Annotated in this window: 22 protein-coding genes and 2 pseudogenes; 13 read left to right on the top strand and 11 right to left on the bottom strand. The window is 60.5% G+C overall.

The genetic code is table 11. The annotated features are described in order from the left end of the window. Positions 1–129: 129 nt before the first annotated feature. The 4 genes and pseudogenes from PSH65_RS15685 to PSH65_RS15700 all read right to left on the bottom strand — a co-directional run bounded on the left by PSH65_RS15685 (position 130) and on the right by PSH65_RS15700 (position 6239). Positions 130–990, bottom strand: coding sequence for a hypothetical protein (locus PSH65_RS15685; protein ID WP_305426893.1), 861 nt, complete (start codon positions 988–990; stop codon positions 130–132). A 142-nt stretch (positions 991–1132) separates the two neighbouring features. Beyond that, positions 1133–1774 (bottom strand): DUF1345 domain-containing protein, encoded by a 642-nt coding sequence (locus tag PSH65_RS15690; RefSeq protein ID WP_305426894.1) that lies wholly within the window; start codon positions 1772–1774, stop codon positions 1133–1135. 190 nt (positions 1775–1964) lie between these two features. Beyond that, positions 1965–5066: pseudogene (locus tag PSH65_RS15695) on the bottom strand (multidrug efflux RND transporter permease subunit). Between the two features lie 15 nt (positions 5067–5081). Then, positions 5082–6239: an efflux RND transporter periplasmic adaptor subunit gene (locus tag PSH65_RS15700; RefSeq protein ID WP_305426895.1), complete on the bottom strand. Its 1158-nt coding sequence runs from the start codon at positions 6237–6239 to the stop codon at positions 5082–5084. A gap of 293 nt (positions 6240–6532) precedes the next feature. Here PSH65_RS15700 and PSH65_RS15705 point away from each other — a divergent pair, with 293 nt between their 5' ends. Then, positions 6533–7234: a response regulator transcription factor gene (locus PSH65_RS15705; protein ID WP_305426896.1), complete on the top strand. Its 702-nt coding sequence runs from the start codon at positions 6533–6535 to the stop codon at positions 7232–7234. Between the two features lie 4 nt (positions 7235–7238). After that, a complete protein-coding gene (locus tag PSH65_RS15710; RefSeq protein WP_305426897.1) occupies positions 7239–8540 on the top strand; it encodes an ATP-binding protein in 1302 nt (433 codons plus the stop codon). A gap of 29 nt (positions 8541–8569) precedes the next feature. Here PSH65_RS15710 and PSH65_RS15715 read toward each other — a convergent pair. Then, positions 8570–8878, bottom strand: a pseudogene (locus PSH65_RS15715) (isochorismatase family protein); the annotation flags it as partial. Positions 8879–9001: 123 nt separating this feature from the next. Between PSH65_RS15715 and PSH65_RS15720 the strand changes: the two are divergent. Both PSH65_RS15720 and nudC read left to right on the top strand, forming a co-directional pair. Continuing rightward, positions 9002–9814 (top strand): crotonase/enoyl-CoA hydratase family protein, encoded by an 813-nt coding sequence (locus PSH65_RS15720; RefSeq protein WP_305426898.1) that lies wholly within the window; start codon positions 9002–9004, stop codon positions 9812–9814. A 6-nt stretch (positions 9815–9820) separates the two neighbouring features. Then, positions 9821–10651 (top strand): NAD(+) diphosphatase, encoded by an 831-nt coding sequence (gene nudC, locus PSH65_RS15725; RefSeq protein WP_305426899.1) that lies wholly within the window; start codon positions 9821–9823, stop codon positions 10649–10651. On the opposite strand, the gene PSH65_RS15730 is transcribed toward nudC, so the two are convergent. Together PSH65_RS15730 and PSH65_RS15735 are read right to left on the bottom strand one after the other, a co-directional pair. After that, positions 10619–11398 carry a TSUP family transporter gene (locus PSH65_RS15730; RefSeq protein WP_007900140.1) on the bottom strand — a complete coding sequence of 260 codons (780 nt, stop codon included), beginning with the start codon at positions 11396–11398 and terminating at the stop codon, positions 10619–10621. The genes nudC and PSH65_RS15730 overlap by 33 nt on opposite strands. Before the next feature lie 195 nt (positions 11399–11593). Further along, positions 11594–12832 (bottom strand): acyl-CoA dehydrogenase family protein, encoded by a 1239-nt coding sequence (locus PSH65_RS15735; protein ID WP_305426900.1) that lies wholly within the window; start codon positions 12830–12832, stop codon positions 11594–11596. A gap of 335 nt (positions 12833–13167) precedes the next feature. Between PSH65_RS15735 and sfnG the strand changes: the two genes are divergently transcribed. Next, entirely contained in the window at positions 13168–14262 is a 1095-nt protein-coding gene (gene sfnG, locus PSH65_RS15740) for a dimethylsulfone monooxygenase SfnG (protein ID WP_370694689.1), read from the top strand. A 120-nt stretch (positions 14263–14382) separates the two neighbouring features. Here sfnG and PSH65_RS15745 read toward each other — a convergent pair whose 3' ends face one another. Beyond that, a complete protein-coding gene (locus PSH65_RS15745) occupies positions 14383–14859 on the bottom strand; it encodes a nuclear transport factor 2 family protein (protein WP_183681829.1) in 477 nt (158 codons plus the stop codon). Between the two features lie 56 nt (positions 14860–14915). Further along, entirely contained in the window at positions 14916–15479 is a 564-nt protein-coding gene (locus tag PSH65_RS15750) for a TetR/AcrR family transcriptional regulator (RefSeq protein ID WP_305426902.1), read from the bottom strand. Between the two features lie 215 nt (positions 15480–15694). Between PSH65_RS15750 and pssA the strand changes: the two genes are divergently transcribed. From pssA to PSH65_RS15790, 8 genes are all read left to right on the top strand, one after another. Beyond that, positions 15695–16795, top strand: a complete 1101-nt coding sequence (gene pssA / locus PSH65_RS15755; RefSeq protein WP_370694690.1) for a CDP-diacylglycerol--serine O-phosphatidyltransferase — start codon at positions 15695–15697, stop codon at positions 16793–16795. Continuing rightward, a complete protein-coding gene (locus PSH65_RS15760) occupies positions 16726–17040 on the top strand; it encodes a phospholipase D-like domain-containing protein (protein ID WP_370694691.1) in 315 nt (104 codons plus the stop codon). The genes pssA and PSH65_RS15760 overlap by 70 nt, the downstream gene beginning before the upstream one ends. 270 nt (positions 17041–17310) lie before the next feature. Then, the gene (locus tag PSH65_RS15765; RefSeq protein ID WP_305426903.1) at positions 17311–18327 is read left to right on the top strand and encodes an AraC family transcriptional regulator; all 1017 of its coding nucleotides are present in this window, start codon (positions 17311–17313) and stop codon (positions 18325–18327) included. Between the two features lie 273 nt (positions 18328–18600). Beyond that, a complete protein-coding gene (locus tag PSH65_RS15770) occupies positions 18601–20265 on the top strand; it encodes an AMP-binding protein (protein ID WP_305426904.1) in 1665 nt (554 codons plus the stop codon). Positions 20266–20281: 16 nt separating this feature from the next. Then, complete coding sequence (locus PSH65_RS15775; RefSeq protein ID WP_305426905.1) at positions 20282–21043, top strand: SDR family NAD(P)-dependent oxidoreductase; 762 nt, start codon at positions 20282–20284, stop codon at positions 21041–21043. Between the two features lie 12 nt (positions 21044–21055). Then, entirely contained in the window at positions 21056–22249 is a 1194-nt protein-coding gene (locus PSH65_RS15780; protein ID WP_305426906.1) for an acetyl-CoA C-acyltransferase, read from the top strand. 165 nt (positions 22250–22414) lie between these two features. Continuing rightward, a complete protein-coding gene (locus PSH65_RS15785; protein ID WP_305426907.1) occupies positions 22415–23542 on the top strand; it encodes an acyl-CoA dehydrogenase in 1128 nt (375 codons plus the stop codon). Positions 23543–23572: 30 nt separating this feature from the next. After that, entirely contained in the window at positions 23573–24346 is a 774-nt protein-coding gene (locus PSH65_RS15790) for an enoyl-CoA hydratase (protein ID WP_305426994.1), read from the top strand. A 120-nt stretch (positions 24347–24466) separates the two neighbouring features. Here the strand turns inward: PSH65_RS15790 and PSH65_RS15795 are convergent, their stop codons facing one another. Beyond that, the gene (locus PSH65_RS15795; protein ID WP_305426908.1) at positions 24467–25618 is read right to left on the bottom strand and encodes an acyl-CoA dehydrogenase family protein; all 1152 of its coding nucleotides are present in this window, start codon (positions 25616–25618) and stop codon (positions 24467–24469) included. Between the two features lie 3 nt (positions 25619–25621). Next, the gene (locus PSH65_RS15800; protein WP_305426909.1) at positions 25622–26728 is read right to left on the bottom strand and encodes an enoyl-CoA hydratase/isomerase family protein; all 1107 of its coding nucleotides are present in this window, start codon (positions 26726–26728) and stop codon (positions 25622–25624) included. Positions 26729–26820 lie beyond the last annotated feature (92 nt).

Here is a 26820-nt window from a genome sequence, read left to right on the forward strand (position 1 = left end):
GTTTCGATGCCTGGGTCGGCGTCCTGGGGTCAGGTCGATCCGGTTGTGATTGGGCATGGGAATCCTGAGTTTATGCGGGGAAGGGCAAAACCGTCAGCCTGGGGCTGACGGTTTATTGAGCGATGGGCATCAAAATTCGTTGTCTTCAATATTGAACTCGCCGTTTACCAGAATCTTCTTCTCATTCTCGATGAAATTCGCAATCAACGTACCCTCGGCATGACCTGTTCCGGGCAGCGATGTGAACGAGAGCCTACCCTCGATCGCATGAAAGATACCACCGTGGTCTGGCCTGAAGTAAGTGACCCAAACGTCTTTGTTGTCCTTTAACTGGTGTTCTTTCCCCTCCACGTTTTCGTTGATAAATAGCGCGATATGGGATCGGGTCGGTGGAAGCTCGTTATCCATGCGGCCGACAATCTCCCAATAACCGACCGGATCAACGGGAATTTTTTTACATTCAATGCTCACATCGTTGGCATTGAAGGAACCCCATTCCTTGCTGGTGGCCTTGAACGTTCCGCTATCGGTGAACGTGCCATTGTGCTTGACGCCGTCGGTGATGCCCGTCAAATCGAACTCACCGGCACTGATGTTGATCTCAGTGGAGCCAACCCTGGATTTGAACTGAAAAGTACCTTTCATTTGGGCTGTTTTCCAGTTGTAACTCATTCTGAGTTGGCCGGACGCTGACCCCCATTGACTTCCGCCAGGCGAAAACTGTTCGTAGTTTGCCCGGGCTTGAGTGTTCGAATCCGGGTTCATCACTAATGACAAGTCAAACTCCGATCCATCATCGGGAATGCTGGCGGGTAAATACATTGAAATGTAACGCCACTGCCCATTGGGCAAATCCATACGTGCCTTGACATAAAACCGCTCAGGGGATTTCTGGATGGCGAAGCCACTCGATCCCTTGAAACTTTCGTTGAAGTAGTCAATTTCGGCTGACATTGTGCCAGTGGTCTGGCGGGGAATTTTTTGGTCCATAACTCTGTGCTCCCTGGCCCTCGGGCCGTCTGGTAATCCACTGAAACCAGTGGAAGCCACAGCGTATGAGCAATGAGCAACCGGCGTAACTGTCAGAGTTGATAGGGGTAGCCGCCGCTTTGAAGCTTGCGCACAATCAGTTTCAGCCAAACAACCCTGCCGCAATATTGATCGAAAACCCCAAAATCGCGGTATTAAACACAAACCCGATCAACGACTGCGCCAGCACGATCTTGCGCAAGTCCCGCGTGGCGACGCCTACATCTGCGGTCTGCACCGCCACGCCGATGGTGAACGAGAAGTACAGAAAGTCCCAGTAGTTGGGGGTTGCCAGCCCCTCGGCAAAACGCAGCGCCGGTTCCTTGCCGTTCCAGGTGTAATACAGCCGGGCATAGTGCACGCTGAAAATCACCCCGATCAGTAGCCATGAGCCGATCACCGTCAGTGCGGTGAAACCGTAGCGCAGCAGTTTGCGGGCGGTTTCCAGGTCCCTGCTGCCGGCGAGTTCGAAGGTGATGGTGCCGAGGCTGGCCAGTGCCGCGATGCACACCAGCAGCAACACCAGACCGGCGTTTTCATCTTCGACTTCGGCAATGCGTTTGACGTCTGGGGCCTTGGCGCGCACGGTGAGCCAGAGCATCAGTACCAGATAGGTCCAGACCCCGGCGTTCCAGCCGATGAGGATTTTGCTGATGATTGAGTCGGCTGGAGCCAGAATGCCTGCCGCGACGCCGAGCGTGGCAGCGGCGGACAGGCGAGGGTGGGTGCGGGCGAGTAGGGGCATGGAGGCTCGATGCGTCTGGGCTTTGCAACACCATAGCCCAGCGTTGTCCGTTGTCACCACAAAGCTGAATCCAATGGGATCGAATGTGGGAGCGGGCTTGCTCGCGAAGGCGGCGTGTCAGTCAACATCAATGTTGAATGTGACGGCCCTTTCGCGAGCAAGCCCGCTCCCACAGTTGATTGATGTTTGGTCAGATGTTTTTATGGTGTTTGCGCACCAGTTTCATCACCACCACAAAGAACACCGGTACAAACACCACTGCCAGGGTCGCGGTGATCATCCCTCCAATCACCCCGGTGCCGATGGCTTGCTGGCTCGCCCGAACTCGCGCCGGTGGCAATTGCCAGCGGCACCACGCCGAGGATGAACGCCAGCGATGTCATCACGATCGGCCGCAACCGCAGGCGCGCGGCCTGCAGAGTGGCGTCGATCAGGTCGTGGCCTTCGTCGTACAGGCTTTTGGCAAACTCGATGATCAGGATCGCGTTTTTCGCCGACAGGCCGATGATGGTAATCAGCCCGACTTTGAAGAACACGTCATTGGGCATTTCCGCGCAGGGTCACGGCCAGAACTGCACCAAGTACCCCCAGCGGCACCACCAGCAACACCGACGTCGGAATCGACCAACTCTCGTATAGCGCCGCCAGGCACAGGAACACGATCAGCAGCGACAGCCCCGAGCAGAATCGGTGCCTGGCTGCCGGACAGGCGTTCCTGCAATGACAACCCGGTCCATTCCTGACCCAACCCGGCCGGGCCTTGCGCCACCAGCCGTTCGATTTCCGCCATGGCTTCGCCAGTGCTGTAGCCCGGTGCCGGTTCGCCGGAAATGCTGATGGCAGGGTAGCCGTTGTAACGCGTCAACTGCGCCGGACCCTGGGTCCAGTTGGCCCGGACGAAGGACGACAACGGCACCATTTTCTCGGCGTTGTTGCGCACGTTAATCTTCAACAGATCGGCGACTTGACTGCGTTGATCACCTTCAGCCTGGACCACCACCCGTTGCATCCGCCCCTGGTTGGGGAAGTCATTGATGTAGGCCGATCCGACGGCGGTGGACAGCACGTTGCCGATGTCGGTAAAGGAAATGCCCAAGGCATTGGCTTGCTTTCGGTCGACTTCCAGTTGCACCTGCGGCGCTTCGGCCAGGGCGCTTTCGCGCACGTTCATCAGGACCGGGCTCTTCTCGGCGGCGGCCAGCAACTGGCTGCGCGCCTGCATCAGCGTGGCATGACCGAGGCCGCCGCGATCCTGAAGGCGGAACTCGAAGCCGCTGGACGTGCCGAGGCCATCGACCGGCGGCGGTAACACCGCGAAGGCCATGGCGTCCTTGATCTGACTGAGCGCGATGTTGGCGCGGTCGGCAATCGAACTCGCCGAATCGTCACTCCCCCGGTCCGACCAATCCTTGAGCGTGGTAAACGCCAGCGCGGCGTTCTGCCCGCTGCCGGAGAAGCTGAAACCGAGAATCACCGTGCTGTCGCCAACGCCCGGTTCAGTGGCGTTGTGCGCTTCAATCTGCTCGACCACCTGCACCGTGCGATTCTTGCTCGCGCCCGGTGGCAGTTGAATGTCGGTGATGGTGTAACCCTGGTCTTCCACCGGCAGGAACGAGGAGGGCAGGCGACTGAAACACAGCCCCAGACCGATCAGCAGTACGCCGTAGATCAACAGGTAACGACCGGTGCGTTTCAGCGCGTAGGCGACCCAGCCCTGATAGCGCTCGGTCAGTTGTTCGAAGCGTCGGTTGAACCAGCCGAAGAAGCCGCCCTTGGCATGATGTTGGCCTTGGGCAATCGGCTTGAGCAGTGTCGCGCACAGCGCCGGGGTCAAGGTCAGGGCGAGGAATGCCGAGAACAGGATCGACGTGGCCATCGACAGCGAGAACTGTCGGTAAATCACCCCGACCGAGCCCTGCATGAACGCCATCGGAATGAACACCGCCACCAGCACCAGGGTGATGCCGATGATCGCCCCGGTGATCTGCTTCATCGCCTTGCGCGTCGCGTCCTTGGGCGACAGGCCCTCGGTGGCCATGATCCGCTCGACGTTCTCCACCACCACAATCGCGTCGTCCACCAGAATACCGATGGCCAGCACCATGCCGAACATGGTCAGCACGTTGATCGAGAAGCCCAGCGCGAGCATGGTCGCAAAAGTCCCCATCAACGCCACCGGCACCACCAGCGTCGGAATCAGCGTGTAGCGGATGTTCTGCAGGAACAGGAACATCACCGCAAACACCAGCACCATCGCCTCGACGAGGGTGTAGACCACTTTGGTGATCGAGACTTTGACGAAGGGCGAGGTGTCGTACGGAATCTTGTATTCGACGCCGGCCGGGAAGTAGCGCGCCAGTTCATCCATCTTCGCCCGCACCAGCGTTGCGGTGCTCAGGGCATTGGCGCCCGGCGACAGTTGTACGCTGACGGCGGTCGACGGTTTGCCGTTCAGCCGTGTAGAGAACTGATATTCCTGGCTGCCGATCTCGACCCGCGCCACATCGTGGATGCGTACGGTGGAGCCGTCTGGATTGGCCTTGAGCACGATGTCGGCGAATTCTTCAGGCGTCGACAGCTGCCCTTTGACCAGAACAGTCGCGGTGATTTCCTGGGTCGTGCGGGTCGGCAAATCGCCGATGCTGCCGGCGGAAACCTGAGCATTCTGCGCGACGATGGCGGCATTGACGTCGGCCGGGGTCAGGTTGAAACCGATCAGCTTCTGCGGGTCGATCCAGATGCGCATCGCCCGTTCGGCACCGTACAACTGGGCCTTGCCGACGCCGTCCAGACGCTTGATCTCGTTCATCACGTTGCGCGCCAGGTAATCGCTGAGCGCTACGTCGTTGAGCTTGCCGTCGGTGGAGGTGAGGGTAATCAGCAACAGGAAACCGGCGGAGACCTTCTCCACCTGCAAGCCTTGCTGGGTGACGGCTTGCGGCAAGCGCGACTCGACCGCTTTGAGGCGGTTTTGTACGTCGACCTGGGCCATCTCCGGGTTGGTGCCTGGCTGGAACGTCGCGGTGATGGTGGCGCTGCCGAGGCTGCTCTGGGATTCGAAATACAGCAGATGATCAGCGCCGTTGAGTTCTTCCTCGATCAGGCTGACCACGCTTTGGTCCACGGTTTGCGCCGAAGCGCCGGGGTAGGTGGCGTAGATTTCGACTTTCGGCGGCGCAACGTCCGGGTACTGCGCCACGGGTAACTGCCCAATGGCCAACGCACCGGCCAGCAGGATGAACAAGGCCACCACCCAGGCGAACACCGGGCGGTCGATAAAGAACTGCGGCATAAAAAAGCGTCCTGCTTACTGACCAGAAACCTGGGCAAGTGGAAGAGGGGTGTTATCTATCTGGACTTTTTCACCGGGGCGCGCATGTTGCAGGCCTTCAGTGACGATGCGGTCGCCGGGCTTGAGACCGTGGGTGACGATCCAGCGATCGTTCTGCACCGGGCCCAGTTCGACCGGTTGCTGGCCGACCCGCTGCTCGGCGTCGAGCAACAGCACCTGGGCGACGCCGGCGCTGTCACGCTGGATGGCCCGTTGCGGCACGCTGATGCCTTGCTGATTGAACGCTTGCTCCAGACGCACGCGCACGAAGCTGCCCGGCAGCAAGTCGAGGTCCGGGTTGGGAAATTCGCTGCGCAGAATGATCTGACCGGTGCCTGGGTCGACGGTGATGTCGGTGAACAGCAACTTGCCCGGCAATGGATAGAGGCTGCCGTCGTCCTGAATCAACGTGGCTTTGGCCTGACCTTGGCCCACTTCCTTTAACTGGCCTGAACGGAACGCGCGGCGCAGGTCGTTGAGTTCACGGGTCGATTGCGTCAGGTCGGCATGGATCGGGTTCAACTGCTGAATCAATGCCAGCGGTGTAGTTTCGTTCTGCCCAACCAGCGCGCCTTCAGTCACCAGCGCCCGGCCGATGCGCCCGGAAATCGGCGCGGTGACGGTGGCGTAACCCAGGTTCAGTTTCGCCCGTTCCACGGCGGCTTTGTTGGCGGCGACATCGGCGGCGGTCTGCCGGACATTGGCGCGGGCGTTGTCGTAATCCTGGCCGCTGATAGCGTTGCCTTCGATCAATTGGGCGTAACGCTGCTCTTGCAGTCTGGCCTGGAACGCGTTGGCCTCGGCCTTGCGCAATGCGGCTTCGGCGCTGTCCAGGTCGGCCTTGAACGGTGCCTGGTCGATACGGAACAGAACGTCGCCTTTTTTCACGTCGCTGCCTTCGTGGAAGGCGCGTTGCAGCACCACGCCGGCAACACGGGCGCGCACTTCGGCAATCCGTGGCGCGGCAATCCGCCCGCTCAGTTCGCTGCTGATCGACAGGGGCCGGGCTTCGACGGTTTCGATCCGCACGGTGGCCAGTGGCGCCTGTTCTTCGGCGGTCGAGGACTGGTCACACGCGCTCAGCGTCAACGCCAGTGCGATCAGGCTGAGCGTGGCAAGCAGATTCTTTGACATGTAGATACCCCAATAATGACCTCCCGTATCCTACGGGGGGCCGAGGAGGGTAGCGGTGAAGCTTTGTAAGTGCTGTGTGAAATTGTGTAAGGGTTTTGCTCAGGCGAGCGTGAGGGCGTATATCCTTGGCGGCTTGAAATTTATTGCGACAGATGTACCGCTATCGCGGGCAAGCCCGCTCCCACAGTGGTCTGTGATGTTCACAAAATCTGTGTCCACATCAAATCCCTGTGGGAGCGGGCTTGCCCGCGATGACGATCTATTCGGCGCCACTGCACTTTCTGGAAACACCCATGCCCAACATCCTCCTGGTCGAAGACGACTCCGCGCTCTCCGAACTGATTGCCAGCTACCTGGAACGCAACGGCTATTGCGTCAGCGTGATCAGCCGTGGCGACCATGTGCGCGAACGGGCGCGGGTCAATCCTCCGGACCTGGTGATTCTCGATCTGATGCTGCCGGGGCTCGACGGTTTGCAGGTCTGCCGCTTGCTGCGAGCTGATTCGGCGACTTTGCCGATCCTGATGCTCACCGCCCGCGACGACAGCCACGATCAGGTGCTGGGGCTGGAGATGGGGGCCGACGACTACGTCACCAAACCCTGCGAACCACGGGTGTTGCTGGCCCGGGTGCGGACCTTGCTGCGCCGTAGCAGCCTCAGCGAACCGCTGACCGCCAACGACCGCATTCTCATGGGCAACCTGTGCATCGACCTGTCCGAGCGCACCGTGACCTGGCGCGAGCAACTGGTCGAGCTGTCCAGCGGTGAATACAACCTGCTGGTGGTGCTGGCCCGGCATGCCGGCGAAGTGCTGAGCCGCGACCAGATTCTGCAACGCTTGCGCGGTATCGAATTCAACGGCACCGACCGTTCGGTGGACGTGGCCATTTCCAAACTGCGGCGCAAATTCGACGACCACGCGGGCGAGGCGCGCAAGATCAAGACAGTGTGGGGCAAGGGCTACCTGTTCAGCCGCTCCGAGTGGGAATGCTGAGTCGATGTTCAGAATCCTGTTTCGCCTCTATCTGGTCACCATCGTCTCGTTCAGCGCGGCGATCTACCTGGTGCCGGACCTGGTGATCCAGGTTTTCCACGAGCGCTTCGTGACCTACAACCTCGATTACTCCCGAGGCTTGCAAACGCTGATTGCCAAGCAGTTTCGCGCCGTGCCCTCGGAGCAGTGGCCGGCATTGGCGGCCGAGATGGACAAGGAATTCCAGCCGCTGCACATCGTGCTGACCCGCAATGACGACCCTGAATTTACTCGGGATGAACGTGAACGCTTGCAGCGCGGTGAGAACGTTGTGCGTATCGGTGACTGGGGCTGGCGCACCTTGGCGGTAGCACCGTTGAACGAGCAGATGGTGGTGAAAATGGTCGTGCCGCCGGACCCGACGGACGTCAGTTGGTTGTACTGGAGCATCAACGTACTGATCGGCGCGACCATGCTCGCCTGCCTGTTGCTGTGGTTGCGCCCGCACTGGCGCGACCTGGAGCGCCTCAAAAGCACCGCTGAACGCTTCGGCAAGGGCCACCTGAGCGAGCGCACGCAGATTTCCCCCAGCTCCAACATCGGCAGCCTGGCCCACGTGTTCGACACCATGGCCGGCGACATCGAAAACCTGCTCAACCAGCAGCGCGATCTGCTCAACGCCGTATCCCACGAACTGCGCACGCCACTGACAAGGCTGGATTTCGGCCTGGCCCTGGCGCTGTCCGACGACTTGCCGGCCACCAGCCGCGAACGTCTGCAAGGCTTGGTCGCGCACATTCGCGAACTGGATGAACTGGTGCTGGAACTGCTGTCTTACAGTCGACTGCAAAACCCTGCGCGGTTGCCGGAACAGGTCGATGTGTCGTTGGATGAATTCATCGACAGCATTCTGGGCAGTGTCGACGAAGAACTGGAATCCCCGGAAATCGTCATCGATGTACTGCTTCATGGCCAGCTCGAACGCTTCTCGCTGGACCCGCGATTGACCGCCCGGGCGATCCAGAACCTGCTGCGTAATGCCATGCGCTATTGCGAAAAACGGATTCAGATCGGTTTACAGGTATGCCCCAAGGGCTGTGAGATTTGGGTGGATGACGATGGCATCGGCATCCCGGAGGAAGAGCGAGAGCGGATTTTCGAGCCGTTTTATCGGCTGGATCGTAGCCGGGATCGCGCCACTGGCGGGTTTGGTCTGGGGCTGGCGATCAGTCGCCGGGCGCTGGAAGCCCAGGGCGGCACACTGACCGCGCAGGTTTCGCCGTTGGGTGGAGCGCGGTTCCGGCTTTGGTTGCCAACCCCCATCTGAATCCAGTGGCATCCCCTCGCCACAGGTCATCACCAGCCACAGGTTTTTGATGGAATCAACCCAACCCCCGCCACCTGCATCCGCTCGATCGCCGCCGCCAACGAGCCGTCCAGATCAATCGCGCGGCAAGCATCCGTCACCACAAACGCATTGAACCCCGCCGCCCGCGCATCCAGCGCAGAAAACATCACGCAGAAATCCAGTGCCAGCCCGACCTCCGGGTTGCAGCCCTTGCGGATGATCAGTTGAGCGGGGGGCAGGTCCAGTTCCGGGTGGAACTCGGCGCCGGGCGTGGCGCGTACACAATGCTCCGGCCAGAGCGTTTGCTCGCGAAAAGGCCAGTCCAGACACTAAAGAACCTGAAGCCAGTCCCGCATTTGGCCGAACCGCTGCCTTACTGCGGGCACTGATGCCTTGTTATAGTTCGGGCCTCATATTCTGCCCGGTAAAGGATCACTGCCATGCCTCAATACACCGCCTTCAGCGTCGAACTGGCCGATAACATCGCCCATGTGCAGATCAATCGCCCGGAAAAGATCAATTCGATGAACGCCGCGTTCTGGAGCGAGATCATCGAGATTTTCCAGTGGATCGACGATACCGATGAAGTGAGGGTGGTGGTACTCAGTGGCGCCGGCAAGCATTTTTCTTCAGGCATCGACCTGATGATGATGGCCGGTATGCTCAATGAGTTGGGCAAGGACGTCAGCCGCAATGCACGGCTGCTACGAAGAACGATTCTCACGCTGCAAGCCTCGTTCAATGCCGTCGACAACTGCCGCAAACCGGTGCTGGCGGCGATTCAGGGTTATTGCCTGGGTGGCGCCATCGACCTGATTTCGGCCTGCGACATGCGTTACGCCGCCGAGGACGCGCAATTTTCCATCAAGGAAATCGACATCGGCATGGCCGCCGATGTCGGCACTTTGCAACGCTTGCCACGGATAATCGGTGACGGCATGCTGCGTGAACTGGCTTACACTGGTCGCACCTTTGATGCTGACGAAGCGCGCAACATCGGCCTGGTCAATCGCGTCTACAGCGATGCCGCCTGCCTGCTTGAAGGCGTGATGGGCATTGCCCGCGAGATCGCCGGCAAGTCGCCGATTGCTGTCACCGGCACCAAAGAGATGATCAGCTACATGCGCGACCATCGCATCGACGACGGCCTCGAATACGTCGCCACCTGGAACGCCGCCATGCTGCAATCCACCGATCTGCGCGTGGCCATGGCCGCCCATATGAGCAAACAGAAACCCGAATTTCTGGATTGATTAACCATGATTTCACGCTGGACCACCGCAGTACTGGACACCGATCAACCCGGCGGCTGGGCCGTGGCGCGCAGCCCCGAAGGTTTTTTGTTCGATGACAATGGCGCGCTGTTTCCACGGGAATGGCTCAAGCGTCAGGACTTGTCGATTCTTGCCGAGCACGGCATCGGTCACCTGGATGGCGAACCGGTCTACCTGCTGGAGTTGCGCAGTCACAGCGAAGTACCGGGCTGCAACTGGAAAGGCCTGCGGGCGTTCATGCTCGAGGGCGATCACACCGTCTACAAGGTTCTGGGCTATGCGGCGCAAATCGGGACCTGGGCCCGTGAACACCGTTTTTGCGGCAATTGCGGGCAGGTGATGAGCCAGGTGCCGCGTGAGCGGGCGATGTACTGTGAACCGTGTGATATACGCCACTATCCGCGCATTTCACCGAGCATGATCGTGCTGGTGACCCGTGGCGACGAGGTTCTGCTGGCCCGTTCGCCGCGTTTTGTCACCGGGGTCTACAGCACCTTGGCAGGGTTTGCCGAGCCGGGTGAGTCAGCCGAAGACTGCCTGATTCGCGAGGTCCGCGAAGAGGTGCAGATCGAGGTCAAGAACATCCAGTACATGGGCAGTCAATGCTGGCCATTCCCGCATTCGATGATGCTCGGTTTCCACGCCGAGTACGCCGGCGGCGAGATTGTCTGTCAGGAAGACGAGATCGAAGACGCCCAGTGGTTCAACGTGCACAAGCTGCCGCCGTTGCCGGCGTCACGCTCGATTGCCCGTTACCTGATCGACGTCTACGTGGCGCGGCGTTTAGGCCACGCTGAACCAGTGCTGCCAGGCTAGGCGCACGGTCAGGCCGAGCACCACGGTGATGAACACCGGGCGAATGAATTTCGCACCGCCGCTGATGGCGGTGCGCGCGCCGAAGAAGGCGCCGACCATCACCGACAGGCCCATGCTCAGGCCGATGATCCAGTCCACTTGCCCGGAAAAGATGAACACCGACAGCGCCGCAATGTTGCTGACGAAGTTCATGCTGCGCGCCACGCCGCTGGCCTTGACCAGGTCGATGGGGTAGAGCAGCAGGCTGCTGACGGTCCAGAACGCTCCTGTGCCCGGACCGGCCACGCCGTCATAGAAACCGAGGCTGAAGCCTTGGGTCGATTGCCACTTTTTCTTGATCGGTGCGTCGCTGTCCAGCGGCGCCTTCGGTGTGCCGCCGAACAACAGGTACAGGCCGCAGGCGAAAACGATCACCGGCAGCATCTTGTTCAGCCATTCCGCCGGCAAGTAATGAGCGACCACGGCGCCGGTGAGTGCGCCCACCAGCGTGCCGACGATGGCATGCGTCCATTGCCGAGGATGGAACAGCTTGCGCCGGTAGAAAGTGAAACTGGCAGTGGCCGAGCCGAAGGTCGAACTGAGCTTGTTGGTGCCCAGCACCAGGTGCGGCGGCAGGCCGGCAGTCAGCAGCGCCGGAGTGGTCAACAGACCACCACCGCCGGCGATGGCGTCGATGAAACCGGCAATGAAAGCGACGAGGGCCAGAACGGCCAGGGTAGTGAGGTCAACGCTGAGTTCGAAAGGCATGGAATGGGCTTATTCGGCAGGGCGCAGAAGAGGGGCTGCGGGGGAAGGCCGGTATCTTACCCATAAAGTTATCCTGTTACAGCCGATCGTTCCCACGCTTTGCGTGGGAATGCCGCCATGGACGCTCCGCGTCCGCTTGGGATGTGACGCGGAGCGTCACGGGATGCATTCCCACGCGGAACGTGGGAACGATCATTACCGTGTGGATGGCCCATTACCGATCTGCCACACAAACGGCGGTTCGGTCCCGTTAATCGCCCAGTCCCCAACAATCCGCGCCTTGTAGATCACCGGATTGTGCGATGACACGGTCCGGGCATTGCGCCAATGCCGATCCAGCGATTTGCCTTCGCGCACATCCGAAGCGCCCAGGGCATTGAACAGCGCCGTGGTCGCCCGCTGGGTCAATTCCGAAACCACCACCTGAGCCTTGGCCGACTCAATCTCCGCCGCCACATTCACCGCGCGCTCCAGCGCTTCATCTCCCGAGAACCGCGCCAGATAAGCCCGTTGCGCCGGTTTCGCCGCTTTCAAGGCACTGGCTTCGGCGGCATACACCCACGCCGCCACTTCACCGACAACCTGCTGCACTTGCGAATCCTCGCTGACCCGCTGCGCATTGCCATGGCTATAGATGCGTTTACGCTCGCGTACCTGATGCGCCACATCACGCAACGCGGCGCGGCCAATCCCGGCCAGGGTTGCCAACAGCACCAATTGATAGAACGCCGTCTGGTATTTGAAGCGGGTGGCGAAGTCGATGATGTTCTCGGCGTCCACTTCAGCCTCGTTAAACCGCGAAGTGCCGCTGCCCGTGGTGCGCTGGCCGAAACCGTCCCAGTCATCGCTCTGCACAATTCCCGGTTGGCGTGTGCGGACGGCAGCGATCACATCGCCGCCGGTATCGCTGCGCTGGGCATAGACGTCGATCCAGTCCGAGAAAATGCTGCCGGTGCTGTAGAACTTCTCACCGTTGAGCCGCCACCGATCGCCGTCGGGCGAGACCTTGGTGATCACATCACCGATCGCCACGCTGCCGATCTCGGTCCAGGCGCAACCGACGATATCGCCCTCCACGAAGCGCTTGAACCAGACATCCCGAGCCGGCCCCGGTGCCGCGTTCAAACGATCCTCGGCAAAGGCGAAATGCCCGCGCAAGGCCTGGGGCACGTTGGAATCGGCTTCGGCCAGTTCGATCAGCAATTCGAGCAGCTGTGGCAGAGACGCGCCGCCACCGCCGTATTCAACCGGCACCCGCACCGCGCCGAAGCCAGCGTCCTTGAGCCATTGAATCGGTTCGTACGGCAGACTGCGGCTTTGTTCGCGCTCAACGGCACCGGCGGCGATGCGCTGGAAGATCGGCCGAAAACGTGCGGCCAACGCTTCATAGTCAGTACCGGTGGACAGCGGGTTGATTACTTGATGTTCGGTCATGGGACAGCTCCTTGGAACGGCAGTGAGTGCCATAGGGGATTGCACGGTCCATGCCGAAGCTCGCCGACCATGGTTTATTGGATGTTGTGGATTTGGGCGTGCCTGAATTGTTGCTGTGCCAACAGTGCATCAGCAAATTGCTTGAGCACATCGCATACCTGTGGCGAGGGAGCTTGCTCCCGCAGGGCTGCGCAGCGGCCCCAAAATATTTGTGAGCGCTGCGCACTCAAGCGGGAGCAAGCTCCCTCGCCACAGTTCTCTCTCGTCTCAAGAAATCAGCTGGCACGTTTGCTGCTCTGACCTCAGGACTTCCCTGAAAACCCGAGGACATGCCAATGAGTCAGCAAGCCGTCAAATTTGCCTACTGGGTACCGAACGTCAGCGGTGGGCTGGTGGTCAGCAAGATCGAGCAACGCACCCACTGGGGCATCGATTACAACCGCACACTGGCGCAACTGGCCGAAGAGGCGGGGTTTGAATATGCCCTGACCCAGATTCGCTTCACCGCCGGTTATGGCGCCGAGTTCCAGCATGAATCCGTTGCCTTCAGCCATGCGCTGTTGGCCGCTACCAGTAAATTGAAAGTCATCGCCGCGATTCTGCCGGGGCCATGGCAGCCGGCGCTGGCGGCCAAACAACTGGCAACCATCGATCAACTCACCAACGGCCGGGTGGCGGTGAACATTGTCAGTGGTTGGTTCAAGGGCGAGTTTCAGGCCATCGGTGAACACTGGCTGGAGCACGATGAGCGTTATCGCCGCTCCGAAGAATTCATTCGCGCATTGAAGGGCATCTGGACCCAGGACACCTTCACCTTTCGCGGCGACTTCTACCGCTTCGACAATTACAGCCTCAAACCCAAGCCGCTGGGCCAGCCAGAAGTCTTCCAGGGCGGGAGTTCCCGGGCAGCGCGGGACATGGCGGCGCGGGTCTCGGACTGGTACTTCACCAACGGCAACACCCCCGAAGGCATCAAGGCCCAGGTCGACGACATCCGCACGAAAGCGGCCGCGAATAATCATTCGGTGAAAATCGGGGTGAATGCGTTTGTCATCGCGCGTGACACCGAAGAAGAGGCGCGGGCGGTGTTGGCGCAGATCATCGATCAGGCCGACCCGGACGCTGTGAACGCTTTTGGCGATGCAGCGAAGCAAGCGGGCAGGGCGTCACCCGAGGGCGAGGGCAACTGGGCCAAATCGACCTTTGAAGATCTGGTGCAGTACAACGACGGCTTCAAGACCAATTTGATCGGCACACCGCAGCAGATCGCCGAGCGGATCGTCGCGTTGAAAGCGGTGGGCGTGGATTTGGTGCTGGCGGGTTTTCTGCACTTTCAGGAAGAGGTGGAGTATTTCGGCAAGCGGGTGTTGCCGTTGGTGCGGGAGCTGGAGGCCAAAGCGCCTGCAACGCCGCAAGCCGCGGTCGCCTGAACACCAAAAAAACCTGCGGGAGCCGGGCTTGCCCGCGATAACGGTTTCACATTCAACAAATAAGTTGTCTGTGACATCGCCATCGCGGGCAAGCCCGCTCCCACATGGATCTTGGTGAAGTTACAGGCCCAGATCAGACAAGCCCGGGTGATCATCCGGCCGGCGGCCCAACGGCCAGTGGAACTTGCGGTCGCTTTCCTTGATCGGCATGTCGTTGATGCAGGCGTAACGATTGAACATCAGGCCGTTCTCGTCAAACTCCCAGTTCTCGTTACCGTAGGAACGGAACCAGTTACCCGAGTCGTCATGCCATTCGTAGGCGTAACGCACGGCGATGCGGTTATCGCCATGGGCCCAGAGTTCCTTGATCAGCCGGTAGTCCAGTTCCTTGGCCCATTTGCGGGTCAGAAAGCTTTTGGCTTCTTCGCGGTTATGGGCGAACTCGGCACGGTTACGCCACTGGGTGTCCAGGGTGTAGGCCAAGGACACCCGTTCCGGGTCGCGTGAGTTCCAGCCGTCTTCGGCCAGGCGAACTTTTTCGATGGCCGATTCACGGGTAAACGGCGGCAATGGCGGACGAACTTCGGCAGTAGACATATTAAGTCTCCCTATCAAATTAACGTTCAAGCAAGTTGTCGGGCTTGTTAAAAGTGTTACAGGTCCAATAACTTTCGCGCCATGCATTGCGCATTATCGGCGGCACTGTGATCACCCATCACAAGCGCTACGGTAATGGCACCGTCGATCAGGATCAGCAGCTGTTTGGCCAGCGTCTCCGGGTCTTGTGCGCCATGTTCGGTACAGAGCTCGCGCACGTAGTCGAGCAGCTGCTGTTTGTGGTCTTTGGCCACCAGGCGAACCGGGTCTTGTGCATCGCCGGTTTCGCCGCTGGTGTTGATGAATGCGCAGCCGCGGAAGCCTTCGGAGGCGAACCAGGTCTTGAGCACGGTAAACAGGTTGAGCAGCCGGTCGGCCGGGGTTTGCGCTTTGCCGACTTCGCTTCGATACCAGTTCATCCAGCGCACATCGCGGCGTTGCAGGGCCGCGACGACAAGCTCCTCCTTGTTGGCGAAGTAGCGGTAAATACTTTTTCTGGAAACACCGGCGGTTTTCACCAGAAGATCCATGCCAGTGGCAGCGATGCCACTTTTGTAGATCAACTTTTCGGTGACATCCAGAATGATGTTGCGTGTGTCGTTGCTAGTGATTTCGTTCATGCGGCTAACAGTAGAATGATCGTTCTCCTTGGTCAAGCAGATATTTTCTTGTCTATGAAATTGCCATCGCGGGCAAGCCCGCTCCCACAGGTACAGCGCTGTTCTTGTGGGAGCGGGCTTGCCCGCGATGGGGCCAGAACGGACAGCCACAAGACCCAAACCCATCCATGGTGTAAGCTCTCGGGTTCTTCGGATTCGACCCTTTTGCGAGCCCTATGCCGTCGCTTTTCAAACGCTCTCTGCTGCCTAAACTGCGCAGTTTTCCGCTGACCGCCGATGCCGTCACCATCCTCTCTGGCGCTGCCGAGTTCCGTCGCTGCCTGCTGGAGCAAATCGCTCAGGCCACCCGGCGCATCTACATTGTCGCGCTGTACCTGCAACAGGATGAGGCCGGGCAGGAAATCCTCGATGCCCTGCACGCCGCCAAACTGGCGCGTCCGGAACTGGATGTTGTGGTGGTCGTGGACTGGCTGCGTGCCCAGCGCGGTTTGATCGGCGCCGGCAAGCAGCCGGGCAACTCGGCCTGGTATCAGGAAACGACCCGCACCCATGAAAGCGTTGTGCCAGTGTACGGCGTGCCGGTGCAGACCCGCGAGCTGTTCGGCGTGCTGCATTTGAAGGGCTTCGTGATCGACGACTGCGTGCTCTACAGCGGCGCGAGCCTGAATAACGTTTACCTGCACAAATTCGATAAATACCGCTTCGACCGTTATCACCTGCTGCAGAACCAGGCGCTGGCCGATTCGATGCATCACTTGGTTCAGCACGGCCTGATCACTTCCAAAGCAGTGCATCGCCTCGACCTGCCGAACCTGCCGACCACCCGCAGCCTGCGCCACGACATCGGCGACTTGCGCAGCCGCCTCAAGCACGCGGCATATGACACCACGGCTGGCAGCACGGCGAAGGACGGTTTATCGGTTTGTCCTTTGCTCGGTGTGGGCAAGAACAACCCGTTGAGTCGGGTGATCTGCGAGCTGATCGCCAGCGCGCGGCATCAACTGACTATCTGCACGCCGTACTTCAACCTGCCGCTGGCGGTGACCCGGGAAATCAATCGGGCACTGGCCCGTGGCGTGAAGATCGACATCATCGTCGGCGACAAGACTGCCAACGACTTCTACATTCCGCCCAGCGAGCCGTTCAAGGTAATCGCGGCGTTGCCATACCTTTACGAGATCAGCCTGCGGCGCTTCGCCAAGCGGCATCAGCGCAACATCGACAGTGGCAAGTTGAACCTGCATTTGTGGAAGGATGGCGACAACACGACTATCACCTCAAGGGCATGTGGATCGATCAGCGCTACACCTTGCTGACCGGCAACAACCTCAATCCACGGGCGTTTCGTCTTGATCTGGAGAACGCGTTGCTGATCGATGATCCGAAAGGTGAATTGCTGGAGCCCCGTGGCAATGAGCTGGTGGAAATTTTCCAGCACACCAGCCGCATCGAGCGGTATCAGGATCTGGAAACGCTGCCGGATTACCCGGCGGGAGTGGCCAAGTTTCTCAAGCGTGTGAGTCGGGTACGGATCGAGCGGTTGTTGTATCGGATATTGTAGGGATTAGTACGGCGGGGTAGGTGCGTTGCCGGTGAGATTGTCATCGCGGGCAAGCCCGCTCCCACTGGGATTTGATGCGGACACAGATTTTGTGAACATCACCAACCACTGTGGGAGCGGGCTTGTCCGCGATGACGGCATCACATTCGATACATCAGTCAGCTGACCCACCGCTTTCGCAGACAAGTCCGCTCCCACAGGATCTGCGCCGGGCTGATCGCTGCGCTAATATGCTCACGACTCAAACAAGAACAAGGCTCGCCACGGTCAATGTCGGAAAAAGACACCATCTCCATTCAACTGGTGCGTGAAGCGCTGTTGCAAAGTTGCGCCCCGGGCGCTGCCACCGAAGAGGTGTTGGACAAGGTCGGCATCGATCCGGCGTTGCTGGAAACCACCGACGCCCGAGTTCCGGCTACCGCGTATGCGCGGTTGTGGCGCTTGCTGGCCCGGCGCGGCGACGATGAGTTTTTTGGCATGGACCCGCGCAAGCTCAAGTCCGGCAGTCTCGAGTTTCTCTGTCGTTGCTCGATGGTTCAGCCGAGTCTGGCCGCCGGGCTGACTTCGGGCCTGAGTTTTTTGTCGTTGATGCTTGAGCGCATGCCCGCGCAACTGGTTCGTCAGCAAAGCCTGGCGGAAATCGTCCTGCTCGAAGACGACGAAGACCCGCGCCGCGCCTTTACCTACTTCACTTACTGGATGATCGTGCACGGCGTGGCCTGTTGGCTGGCGGGGCGGCGAATTCCGATCCTGGCCATCGAGCTGCGCTGCCCGGCGCCGGATTTTTGTGATGACTACCGGGTGATGTTCTCCGAGAACCTGCGGTTCGACCGGCCACGCACGCGGATGATTTTCTCGGCCGATTGCCTGGATTTGCCGATCAAGCGCAGCCCTGAAGAGCTCAAACGATTCCTGGCTCATGCGCCGGCGAACATTCTGGTCAAGTATCGCGATCCTGAAAGCCTGGCCAGTCGGATCAAACACGATCTGCGGCAACTGCCCGCCGAGCACTGGCCAGAAACCGAGGCGCTGGCGCAGCGACTGTGCATGTCGGCCTCGACCCTGCGTCGACGCCTGGCCGAAGAAGGCCAGACGTATCAGGGGCTCAAGGACAGCGTGCGCAAGGAACTGGCCATCGTCTGGCTGGCTGAGCCGGCCATCAGCTTCGCCGAAATCGCCGCCCGGTTGGGGTTTGCCGATGCGAGTTCGTTCTACAAGGCGTTTCGCAAGTGGTCGGGGTCAAATCCGGGGCATTATCGGAGTTTGATTCTTAACGAGGCCGACTGATCTGGATTGTGTGGTGCCTGATCTGGCGCCATCGCGGGCAAGCCCGCTCCCACAGTGATATGCGGTGACCATAAATGTCGTACACACCGCAAAACCTGTGGGAGCGGGCTTGCCCGCGATGGCGTCCGCCCAGGCGACGCATCCCTTGAACCTTGGCCAAACCAGTCACACAACTTGATAGCTTTGACCATTGTCCCGCTTCCCGCGCAGAGCGAGTATTTCCCTGTTATTTACGGTTCCCCAACCTAATAAAAATACACAGGGATTCTGGCAATGCGCGATTACTTGTCTGCCACGTCACAGTTCAATTATCAGCACACCGTCGATGCCGCGCTCACAGGGTCGTTGAGCGCCCTCAACGCCTGTGTCGAGTGTTGCGACCGGCATGCCTTGCCGGGGCGCATCGCGCTGTTCTGGGAAGGCCGCGACGGCGCCAGCGCGACCTACACCTTCAGCGACTTGCAGGACAAAGCCGCGCGATTTGCCAATTTTCTGCTGGCCCAGGGCGTGAAGAAGGGCGATAAAGTCGCCGGCCTCTTGCCACGCAACATCGAATTACTGATCACCGTGTTTGCCACCTGGCGCATCGGCGCGGTCTATCAGCCGCTGTTTACCGCCTTCGGCCCGAAAGCCATCGAACATCGCCTCAACAGCTCCGGCGCCAAAGTGGTGGTCACCGACGCGGTCAATCGCCCGAAACTCGCTGAAGTGGCCGACTGCCCGACCATCGTCACCGTCGGCGGCCCGAAAGGCCAAGGCATTGTTCGGGGTGATTTCAGTTTCTGGGCCGAACTGGCCAACTACTCCAGCGTCTGCGAACCGGTATTGCTGAGCGGCGAAGACCCGTTCCTGCTGATGTTCACCTCGGGCACCACCGGCCCGTCGAAAGCGCTGTCGGTGCCGCTCAAGGCGATCGTTGCATTCCAGAGTTACACCCGTGACGCGGTGGATTTACGCCCTGAAGACGCGTTCTGGAACGTCGCCGATCCGGGCTGGGCCTACGGCATCTATTTCGGTGTCACCGGGCCGATGGCGATGGGGCATCCGATCACCTTTTACGATGGTCCGTTCACCCTCGAAAGCACCTGCCGGGTGATCAACAAATACGGGATTACCAACCTCACCGGCTCACCGACCGCCTACCGTTTGCTGATTGCCGGTGGCGATGAATTCGCCCGTTCGATCAAGGGCAAGCTGCGCATTGTCAGCAGCGCCGGCGAGCCGCTGAACCCGGAAGTGATCCGCTGGTTCGCCGATAACCTTGGCGTGGTGATCCACGACCACTACGGCCAGACCGAACTGGGCATGGTTTTGTGCAATCACCACGGCCTCGATCATCCGGTGCACGTCGGCGCTGCCGGTTTTGCCTCGCCGGGCCACCGCATCGTGGTGCTCGACGACGAATACAAAGAACTGGGCGTCGGCCAGCCAGGCATTCTGGCTATCGACCGTACCCAGTCGCCGATGTGCTGGTTCGGCGGCTACGAAGGTGCACCGACCAAGGCCTTCGTTGGCAACTATTACCTGAGCGGCGACACCGTCGAGTGGAACCCGGACGGCAGCATCAGCTTCGTCGGCCGTAGCGACGACGTGATCACCACCTCTGGCTACCGCGTCGGCCCGTTCGACGTGGAAAGCGCGCTGATCGAACACCCGGCAGTGGTCGAAGCCGCCGTCATCGGCAAACCCGATCCGGAGCGCACCGAACTGGTGAAAGCCTTCGTTGTGCTCAGCCCGCAATACCGCGCCGAACCTGCACTCGCCGAAGAACTGCGCCAACACGTGCGCAAGCGTCTGGCGGCGCATTCGTACCCCCGTGAAATCGAATTTGTCAGCGAGTTGCCGAAAACCCCAAGCGGCAAATTGCAGCGCTTTATCTTGCGCAACCAGGAAATCGCCAAGGCTCAAGAGGCCGCCGCGAAGAACGTTTCAGCTTGAATCCAAGGAAACAATGATGCAGATCGAAAACAAGGTTTTTCTCGTCACCGGCGGTGCATCCGGCCTCGGTGCCGCCACCGCTGAAATGCTGGTGGCTGCCGGCGCCAAGGTGATGCTGGTGGACATGAACGCCGAAGCCGTCGCGGCCCAGGCTGCACGTCTCGGCGCGCAAAGCGTGGTAGCGGATATCAGTAATGAAACAGCTGCGGAAGCGGCGGTGCAGGCGACGGTCAAAGCGTTTGGCGGCCTCAATGGTCTGGTCAATTGCGCCGGCATCGTCCGTGGCGAAAAGATCCTCGGCAAGAACGGCCCTCATGCACTGGACAGTTTCAGCCAGGTGATCAACGTCAACCTGATCGGCAGCTTCAACATGTTGCGCCTGGCGGCGGCGGCGATTGCCGAAACCGAAGCCAACGAAGATGGCGAGCGTGGCGTGATCATCAACACCGCCTCGGTCGCGGCCTTCGACGGCCAGATCGGCCAGGCCGCATATTCGGCGTCGAAAGGCGCGATCGCCAGCCTGACCTTGCCCGCCGCCCGTGAACTGGCGCGCTTCGGCATCCGCGTGATGACCATCGCACCGGGCATATTCGAAACACCGATGATGGCCGGCATGACCCCGGAAGTGCGCGAGTCCTTGGCCGCTGGCGTGCCGTTTCCGCCGCGCCTGGGCAAGCCGAGCGAGTACGCCGCGCTGGTCAGGCATATCATGGAAAACAGCATGCTCAACGGCGAGGTGATCCGTCTCGACGGTGCCCTGCGCATGGCCGCGAAATAAGGAGGATTAGACATGACACTTTCCAACGATCCGATTGTTATTGTCAGCGCTGTCCGCACCCCGATGGGCGGTTTCCAGGGCGAATTGAAAAGCCTGACCGCGCCGCAGCTGGGCGCCGCGGCGATTCGGGCTGCCGTCGAACGCGCCGGCATTGCTCCTGAATCCGTAGAAGAAGTGCTGTTCGGCTGCGTACTCCCCGCCGGCCTCGGCCAGGCCCCGGCGCGGCAAGCGGCACTGGGCGCCGGGCTGGATAAATCGACCCGTTGCACAACGCTGAACAAGATGTGCGGCTCGGGCATGGAGGCCACGATCCTGGCCCACGACATGCTGATCGCCGGCAGTGCCGAGGTGGTGGTCGCCGGCGGCATGGAAAGCATGTCCAACGCGCCGTACCTGCTGGACCGCGCCCGCAGCGGTTACCGCATGGGTCATGGCCGGGTGCTCGATCACATGTTCCTCGATGGCCTGGAAGACGCCTACGACAAGGGCCGCCTGATGGGCACCTTTGCCGAGGATTGCGCCGAAACCAACGGCTTCACCCGCGAAGCTCAGGACGCCTTTGCCATTGCTTCGACCACCCGCGCTCAACAGGCGATCAAGGACGGCAGCTTCAACGCCGAGATCGTGCCCGTGCAGGTGATGGTCGGCAAAGAGCAGGTGCTGATCAGCCACGACGAACAGCCGCCGAAAGCCAAACTGGACAAGATCGCCTCGCTGAAACCGGCGTTCCGCGAGGGCGGCACCGTGACGGCGGCCAACTCCAGTTCGATCTCCGACGGCGCGGCGGCACTGGTGTTGATGCGCCGTTCCGAAGCCGAGAAACAAGGCCTGAAACCGCTGGCAGTGATTCATGGTCACGCTGCATTTGCCGACACGCCGGGGCTGTTCCCGGTGGCACCGGTGGGCGCGATCAAGAAGCTGATGAAGAAAACCGGCTGGTCCCTGGACGAAGTCGAGTTGTTCGAAGTCAACGAAGCCTTCGCGGTGGTGAGTCTGGTGACCATGACCAAACTGGAAATCCCCCACGAGAAGATCAACGTCCACGGCGGTGCCTGCGCCCTGGGCCACCCGATTGGTGCGTCTGGCGCGCGGATCCTCGTGACCCTGCTCTCGGCCCTGCGCCAGAAAGGCCTGAAACGCGGCGTTGCGGCGATCTGCATCGGTGGCGGCGAAGCCACGGCCATGGCTGTGGAATGCCTGTATTAAGGGCTGACGCCAATCCCTGTGGGAGCGGGCTTGCCCGCGATAGCGATCTGTCAGACGACATCGTTGGTGTCTGGAAAACCGCCATCGCGGGCAAGCCCGCTCCCACAGGTCCAGTGTTTCAACTGACAGGCATTTTGTACGAAGGCAAAATTTTAAGGACTTGGCATGATTCCCAATGACGAACAACTTCAGATCAGCGACGCGGCCCGGCAGTTTGCCCAGGAACGGCTGAAACCGTTCGCCGCCGAATGGGACCGTGAACATCGCTTCCCCAAGGAAGCCATCGGCGAAATGGCCGATCTGGGCTTCTTTGGCATGCTGGTGCCGGAGCAGTGGGGCGGTTGCGACACCGGTTACCTGGCCTACGCCATGGCGCTGGAAGAAATCGCTGCCGGCGATGGCGCCTGCTCGACCATCATGAGCGTGCACAACTCGGTGGGTTGCGTGCCAATCCTCAAGTTCGGCAACGACGATCAGAAAGAACGCTTCCTCAAGCCACTCGCCAGTGGCGCGATGCTCGGTGCGTTTGCCCTGACCGAACCGCAAGCCGGCTCCGACGCCAGCAGCCTGAAAACCCGTGCCCGGCTGGAAGGCGATCACTACGTGCTCAACGGCTGCAAGCAGTTCATCACTTCCGGGCAAAATGCCGGGGTGGTGATTGTGTTTGCGGTGACTGACCCGAGTGCCGGCAAACGCGGGATCACCGCGCTGATCGTGCCCACCGATTCGCCGGGCTATAAAGTCGCGCGAGTCGAAGACAAACTCGGTCAGCACGCCTCCGACACCTGCCAGATCCTCTTCGAGGATGTGAAAGTCCCGGTGGCCAATCGACTGGGCGAGGAGGGCGAAGGCTACAAGATCGCCCTGGCCAACCTCGAAGGCGGCCGTGTCGGCATCGCCTCGCAATCGGTGGGCATGGCCCGCGCCGCGTTCGAAGCGGCCCGTGACTACGCCCGTGAACGCGAGAGCTTCGGCAAGCCGATCATCGAACACCAGGCGGTAGCTTTCCGGCTGGCGGACATGGCAACCCAGATCGCCGTCGCCCGGCAGATGGTGCATTACGCGGCGGCGTTGCGCGACAGCGGCAAACCGGCGCTGGTGGAAGCGTCCATGGCCAAGTTGTTTGCTTCGGAAATGGCCGAGAAGGTCTGTTCCTCGGCGTTGCAAACCCTGGGCGGTTACGGTTACCTGAACGACTTCCCGCTGGAGCGGATCTACCGCGACGTGCGGGTGTGTCAGATCTATGAAGGCACCAGCGATATTCAGCGCATGGTCATTTCGCGCAATCTTTGAGAAGGAGTCCCGTCTGTGAGCAATAAAGAGCTGAACTACGAAACGATTTTGCTGGAAACCCACGGCCGCGTCGGCCTGATTACCCTGAACCGCCCGCAAGCGCTGAACGCGTTGAATGCACAGATTGTCAGCGAACTGAACCACGCCCTCGATGGCCTGGAAGCCGATTCGAACATCGGTTGCATCGTGCTGACCGGCTCGAAAAAAGCCTTCGCCGCCGGTGCCGACATCAAGGAAATGGCCGAGCTGACGTATCCGCAGATCTACCTCGATGACCTGTTCAGCGACAGCGATCGCGTGGCCAACCGCCGCAAGCCGATCATTGCCGCAGTCAACGGTTTCGCCTTGGGCGGTGGCTGTGAGCTGGCGCTGATGTGCGACTTCATTCTGGCCGGCGACAACGCAAAATTTGGTCAGCCGGAAATCAACCTCGGTGTGCTGCCAGGCATGGGCGGCACCCAGCGCCTGACCCGCGCCGTAGGCAAGGCCAAGGCCATGGAAATGTGCCTGAGCGGGCGTTTAATCGATGCGGTGGAAGCCGAGCGTTGCGGGATTGTCGCGCGGATCGTGCCGGCGGATGAGCTACTGGAGGAAGCGCTGAACGTCGCGGCGCTGATTGCCAAGAAATCGCTGCCGATTGCGATGATGGTCAAGGAAAGCGTCAATCGCGCCTTTGAAGTCAGCCTGTCGGAAGGCGTGCGCTTTGAGCGCCGGGTGTTCCATGCGGCGTTTGCCACGCAGGATCAGAAGGAAGGGATGGCGGCGTTTATTGCCAAGCGTGAGGCCGAGTTCCAGGATAAGTAACTGCACCGATCGTTCCCACGCTCTGCGTGGGAATGCCGCCCGGGACGCTCCGCGTCCCTTCGCAAACGTGACGCAGAGCGTCACAGGATGCATTCCCACGCAGAGCGTGGGAACGATCATTTAGACCAGGTAGTGCTTAAGTTCCCTGGCAATCACCATCCGCTGTATCTCGCTCGACCCTTCATAAATCTGCGTGATCCGCGCATCCCGGTAGTAACGCTCCACCGGGTAGTCCTCCAGATACCCATACCCGCCATGAACCTGTATCGCCGACGAGCAGACCTTCTCGGCCATTTCCGAGGCAAACAGCTTGGCCTGTGAGGCCTCGGACAGACACGGTTTGCCAGCACTGCGCAAGCGCGCGGCATGCAGGATCAGCAAGCGCGCGGCGTTCAAGCGGGTGTGCATGTCGGCCAGCATATTGGCGATGCTTTGGTGTTCGATAATCGGCTTGTCGAACTGCACCCGATCCCGCGCGTAAGCCAGCGCTGCTTCGAACGCCGCACGGGCGATGCCCAGGGCTTGCGCGGCGATGCCGATACGGCCGCCTTCGAGGTTGGAGAGGGCGATGGCCAGGCCTTTGCCGCGTTCGCCCAGCAGATTGGCCTCGGGAACGGTGCAATTGTTCAGGGTGACGGCGCAGGTATCGGAAGCGCGAATACCCATCTTGTGTTCGCTGCGGTCGACGATGAAACCCGCTGTTTCGGTTGGCACCAGGAACGCTGAGATGCCGCGTTTACCCAGCTCCGGATCGGTCACGGCGAAGACAATGGCCAGTTTCGCCCTTTTGCCGTTGCTGACGAATTGCTTGGCGCCGTTGATCACCCACTGGCCGTCACGCAGTTCGGCGCGGGTGCGCAAGTTGTGGGCTTCGGAACCGGCTTGCGGTTCAGTGAGGCAGAAGCAGCCGATGGCCTGGCCGCTGGCGAGGTCCGGCAACCATTCCTGCTTTTGTTCTTCGGTGCCGTAGTTGAGCACCGGCCCGCAGCCCACGGAATTGTGGATGCTCATCAGCGCACCGGTGGCGCCATCACCGGCAGAAATCTCTTCCACCGCCAAGGCGTAGGCAACGTAGTCGACATAAGTGCCGCCCCATTCCTCGGGCACCACCATGCCCAGCAGGCCCAGCTCGCCCATCTTCGCCACCAGACCGTCATCGATCCAGCCGGCCTTTTCCCAGGCCTGTGCATGGGGCGCGATTTCGCCGCGGGCAAAATCCCGGGCCATGTCGCGGATCATCACTTGTTCTTCGCTCAATTCGATATCGTGCATGGCTCAGCTCCCGCTCTGGTCAAACCCGGTGAAAAAACTCGCCACGTGCTCGGCGTCCAGCGCCTGCAGAGTTGGCGGATTCCAGCGCGGGTTCTTGTCTTTGTCGATCAGCAAGGCGCGCACGCCTTCGATCAGGTCGCCGCGTTCGAACCACTGGCGATCCAGGTGCAGTTCGAGGGCGAAGCACTGTTCCAGGCTCAGGTGTCGACCGCGCCGCAGCATTTCCAGGGTCACGCCCATGGCCAGGGGTGAACGGCTTTCCAGCAAGTCGGCGGTGGCCATGGCCCACTCATGGCTGTCGGCGACGGTCACTTCACGCAGTTGTTCCACCATACTCGGCACATCGGGCAGGGCGAAGAAGTGATCGATGACCGGCCGCAATGCCGCTAATGGCGCAGCCGGCAGTTGTTGCACGGCGAGTTTCGCCAGCAGACCTTGAAGGTCCTTCAACGGCGTTTCGTGCCATTGGAGCTGATCGAGTTGCTCGTCCAGAGTACCCAGCTTGTTGCTTTCCAGGTACCAGTCGGCCAGGCCGCAATAGAGCGCGTCGGCGGCACGAATCTGCACGCCAGTGACGCCGAGATAAATGCCCAGCTCACCGGGAATACGCGGCAGGAAGTGGCTGCCACCAACGTCCGGGAAATAACCGATGGCCACTTCCGGCATCGCCAGACGACTGCGCTCGGTGACCACCCGCAAATCGGCGCCTTGCACCAGCCCCATGCCGCCGCCCAGCACAAAGCCGTCCATCAAGGCCAGGACCGGTTTGCGATAGTGATGGAGGGTGAGGTCGAGGGCGTACTCCTCGACGAAGAAGTCTTCGTGCAGGGTGTCGCCGCTTTTGAAACTGTCGTACAGCGAGCGGATATCGCCGCCGGCACAGAAAGCTTTCTCGCCAGCACCGCGCAACACCACCGCATGCACCTGCGGATCCTGTGCCCAGGCATCGAGCTGCTGTTGCAGACTGCGGACCATGTCCAGGGTAATGGCGTTGAGGCCGGCGGGGCGGTTGAGGGTCAGGTGACCGATGTGATTGCGAACCTCGGCCAACACTTCGTTTTGCGTGGCGTCCATGGGCTGTGTTGTCGGGGATGAAACCTGAGCAGTCATCACTAACTCCCTGCTTTTATTGTTCTTTATAGAGAAGCTCGCGCGCGAGCGATGCTGGATCGTATCAGTGCAAATTTGTGATGTACAACCGG

The organism is Pseudomonas sp. FP603 (assembly GCF_030687415.1).
Lineage (GTDB): Bacteria > Pseudomonadota > Gammaproteobacteria > Pseudomonadales > Pseudomonadaceae > Aquipseudomonas > Aquipseudomonas wuhanensis.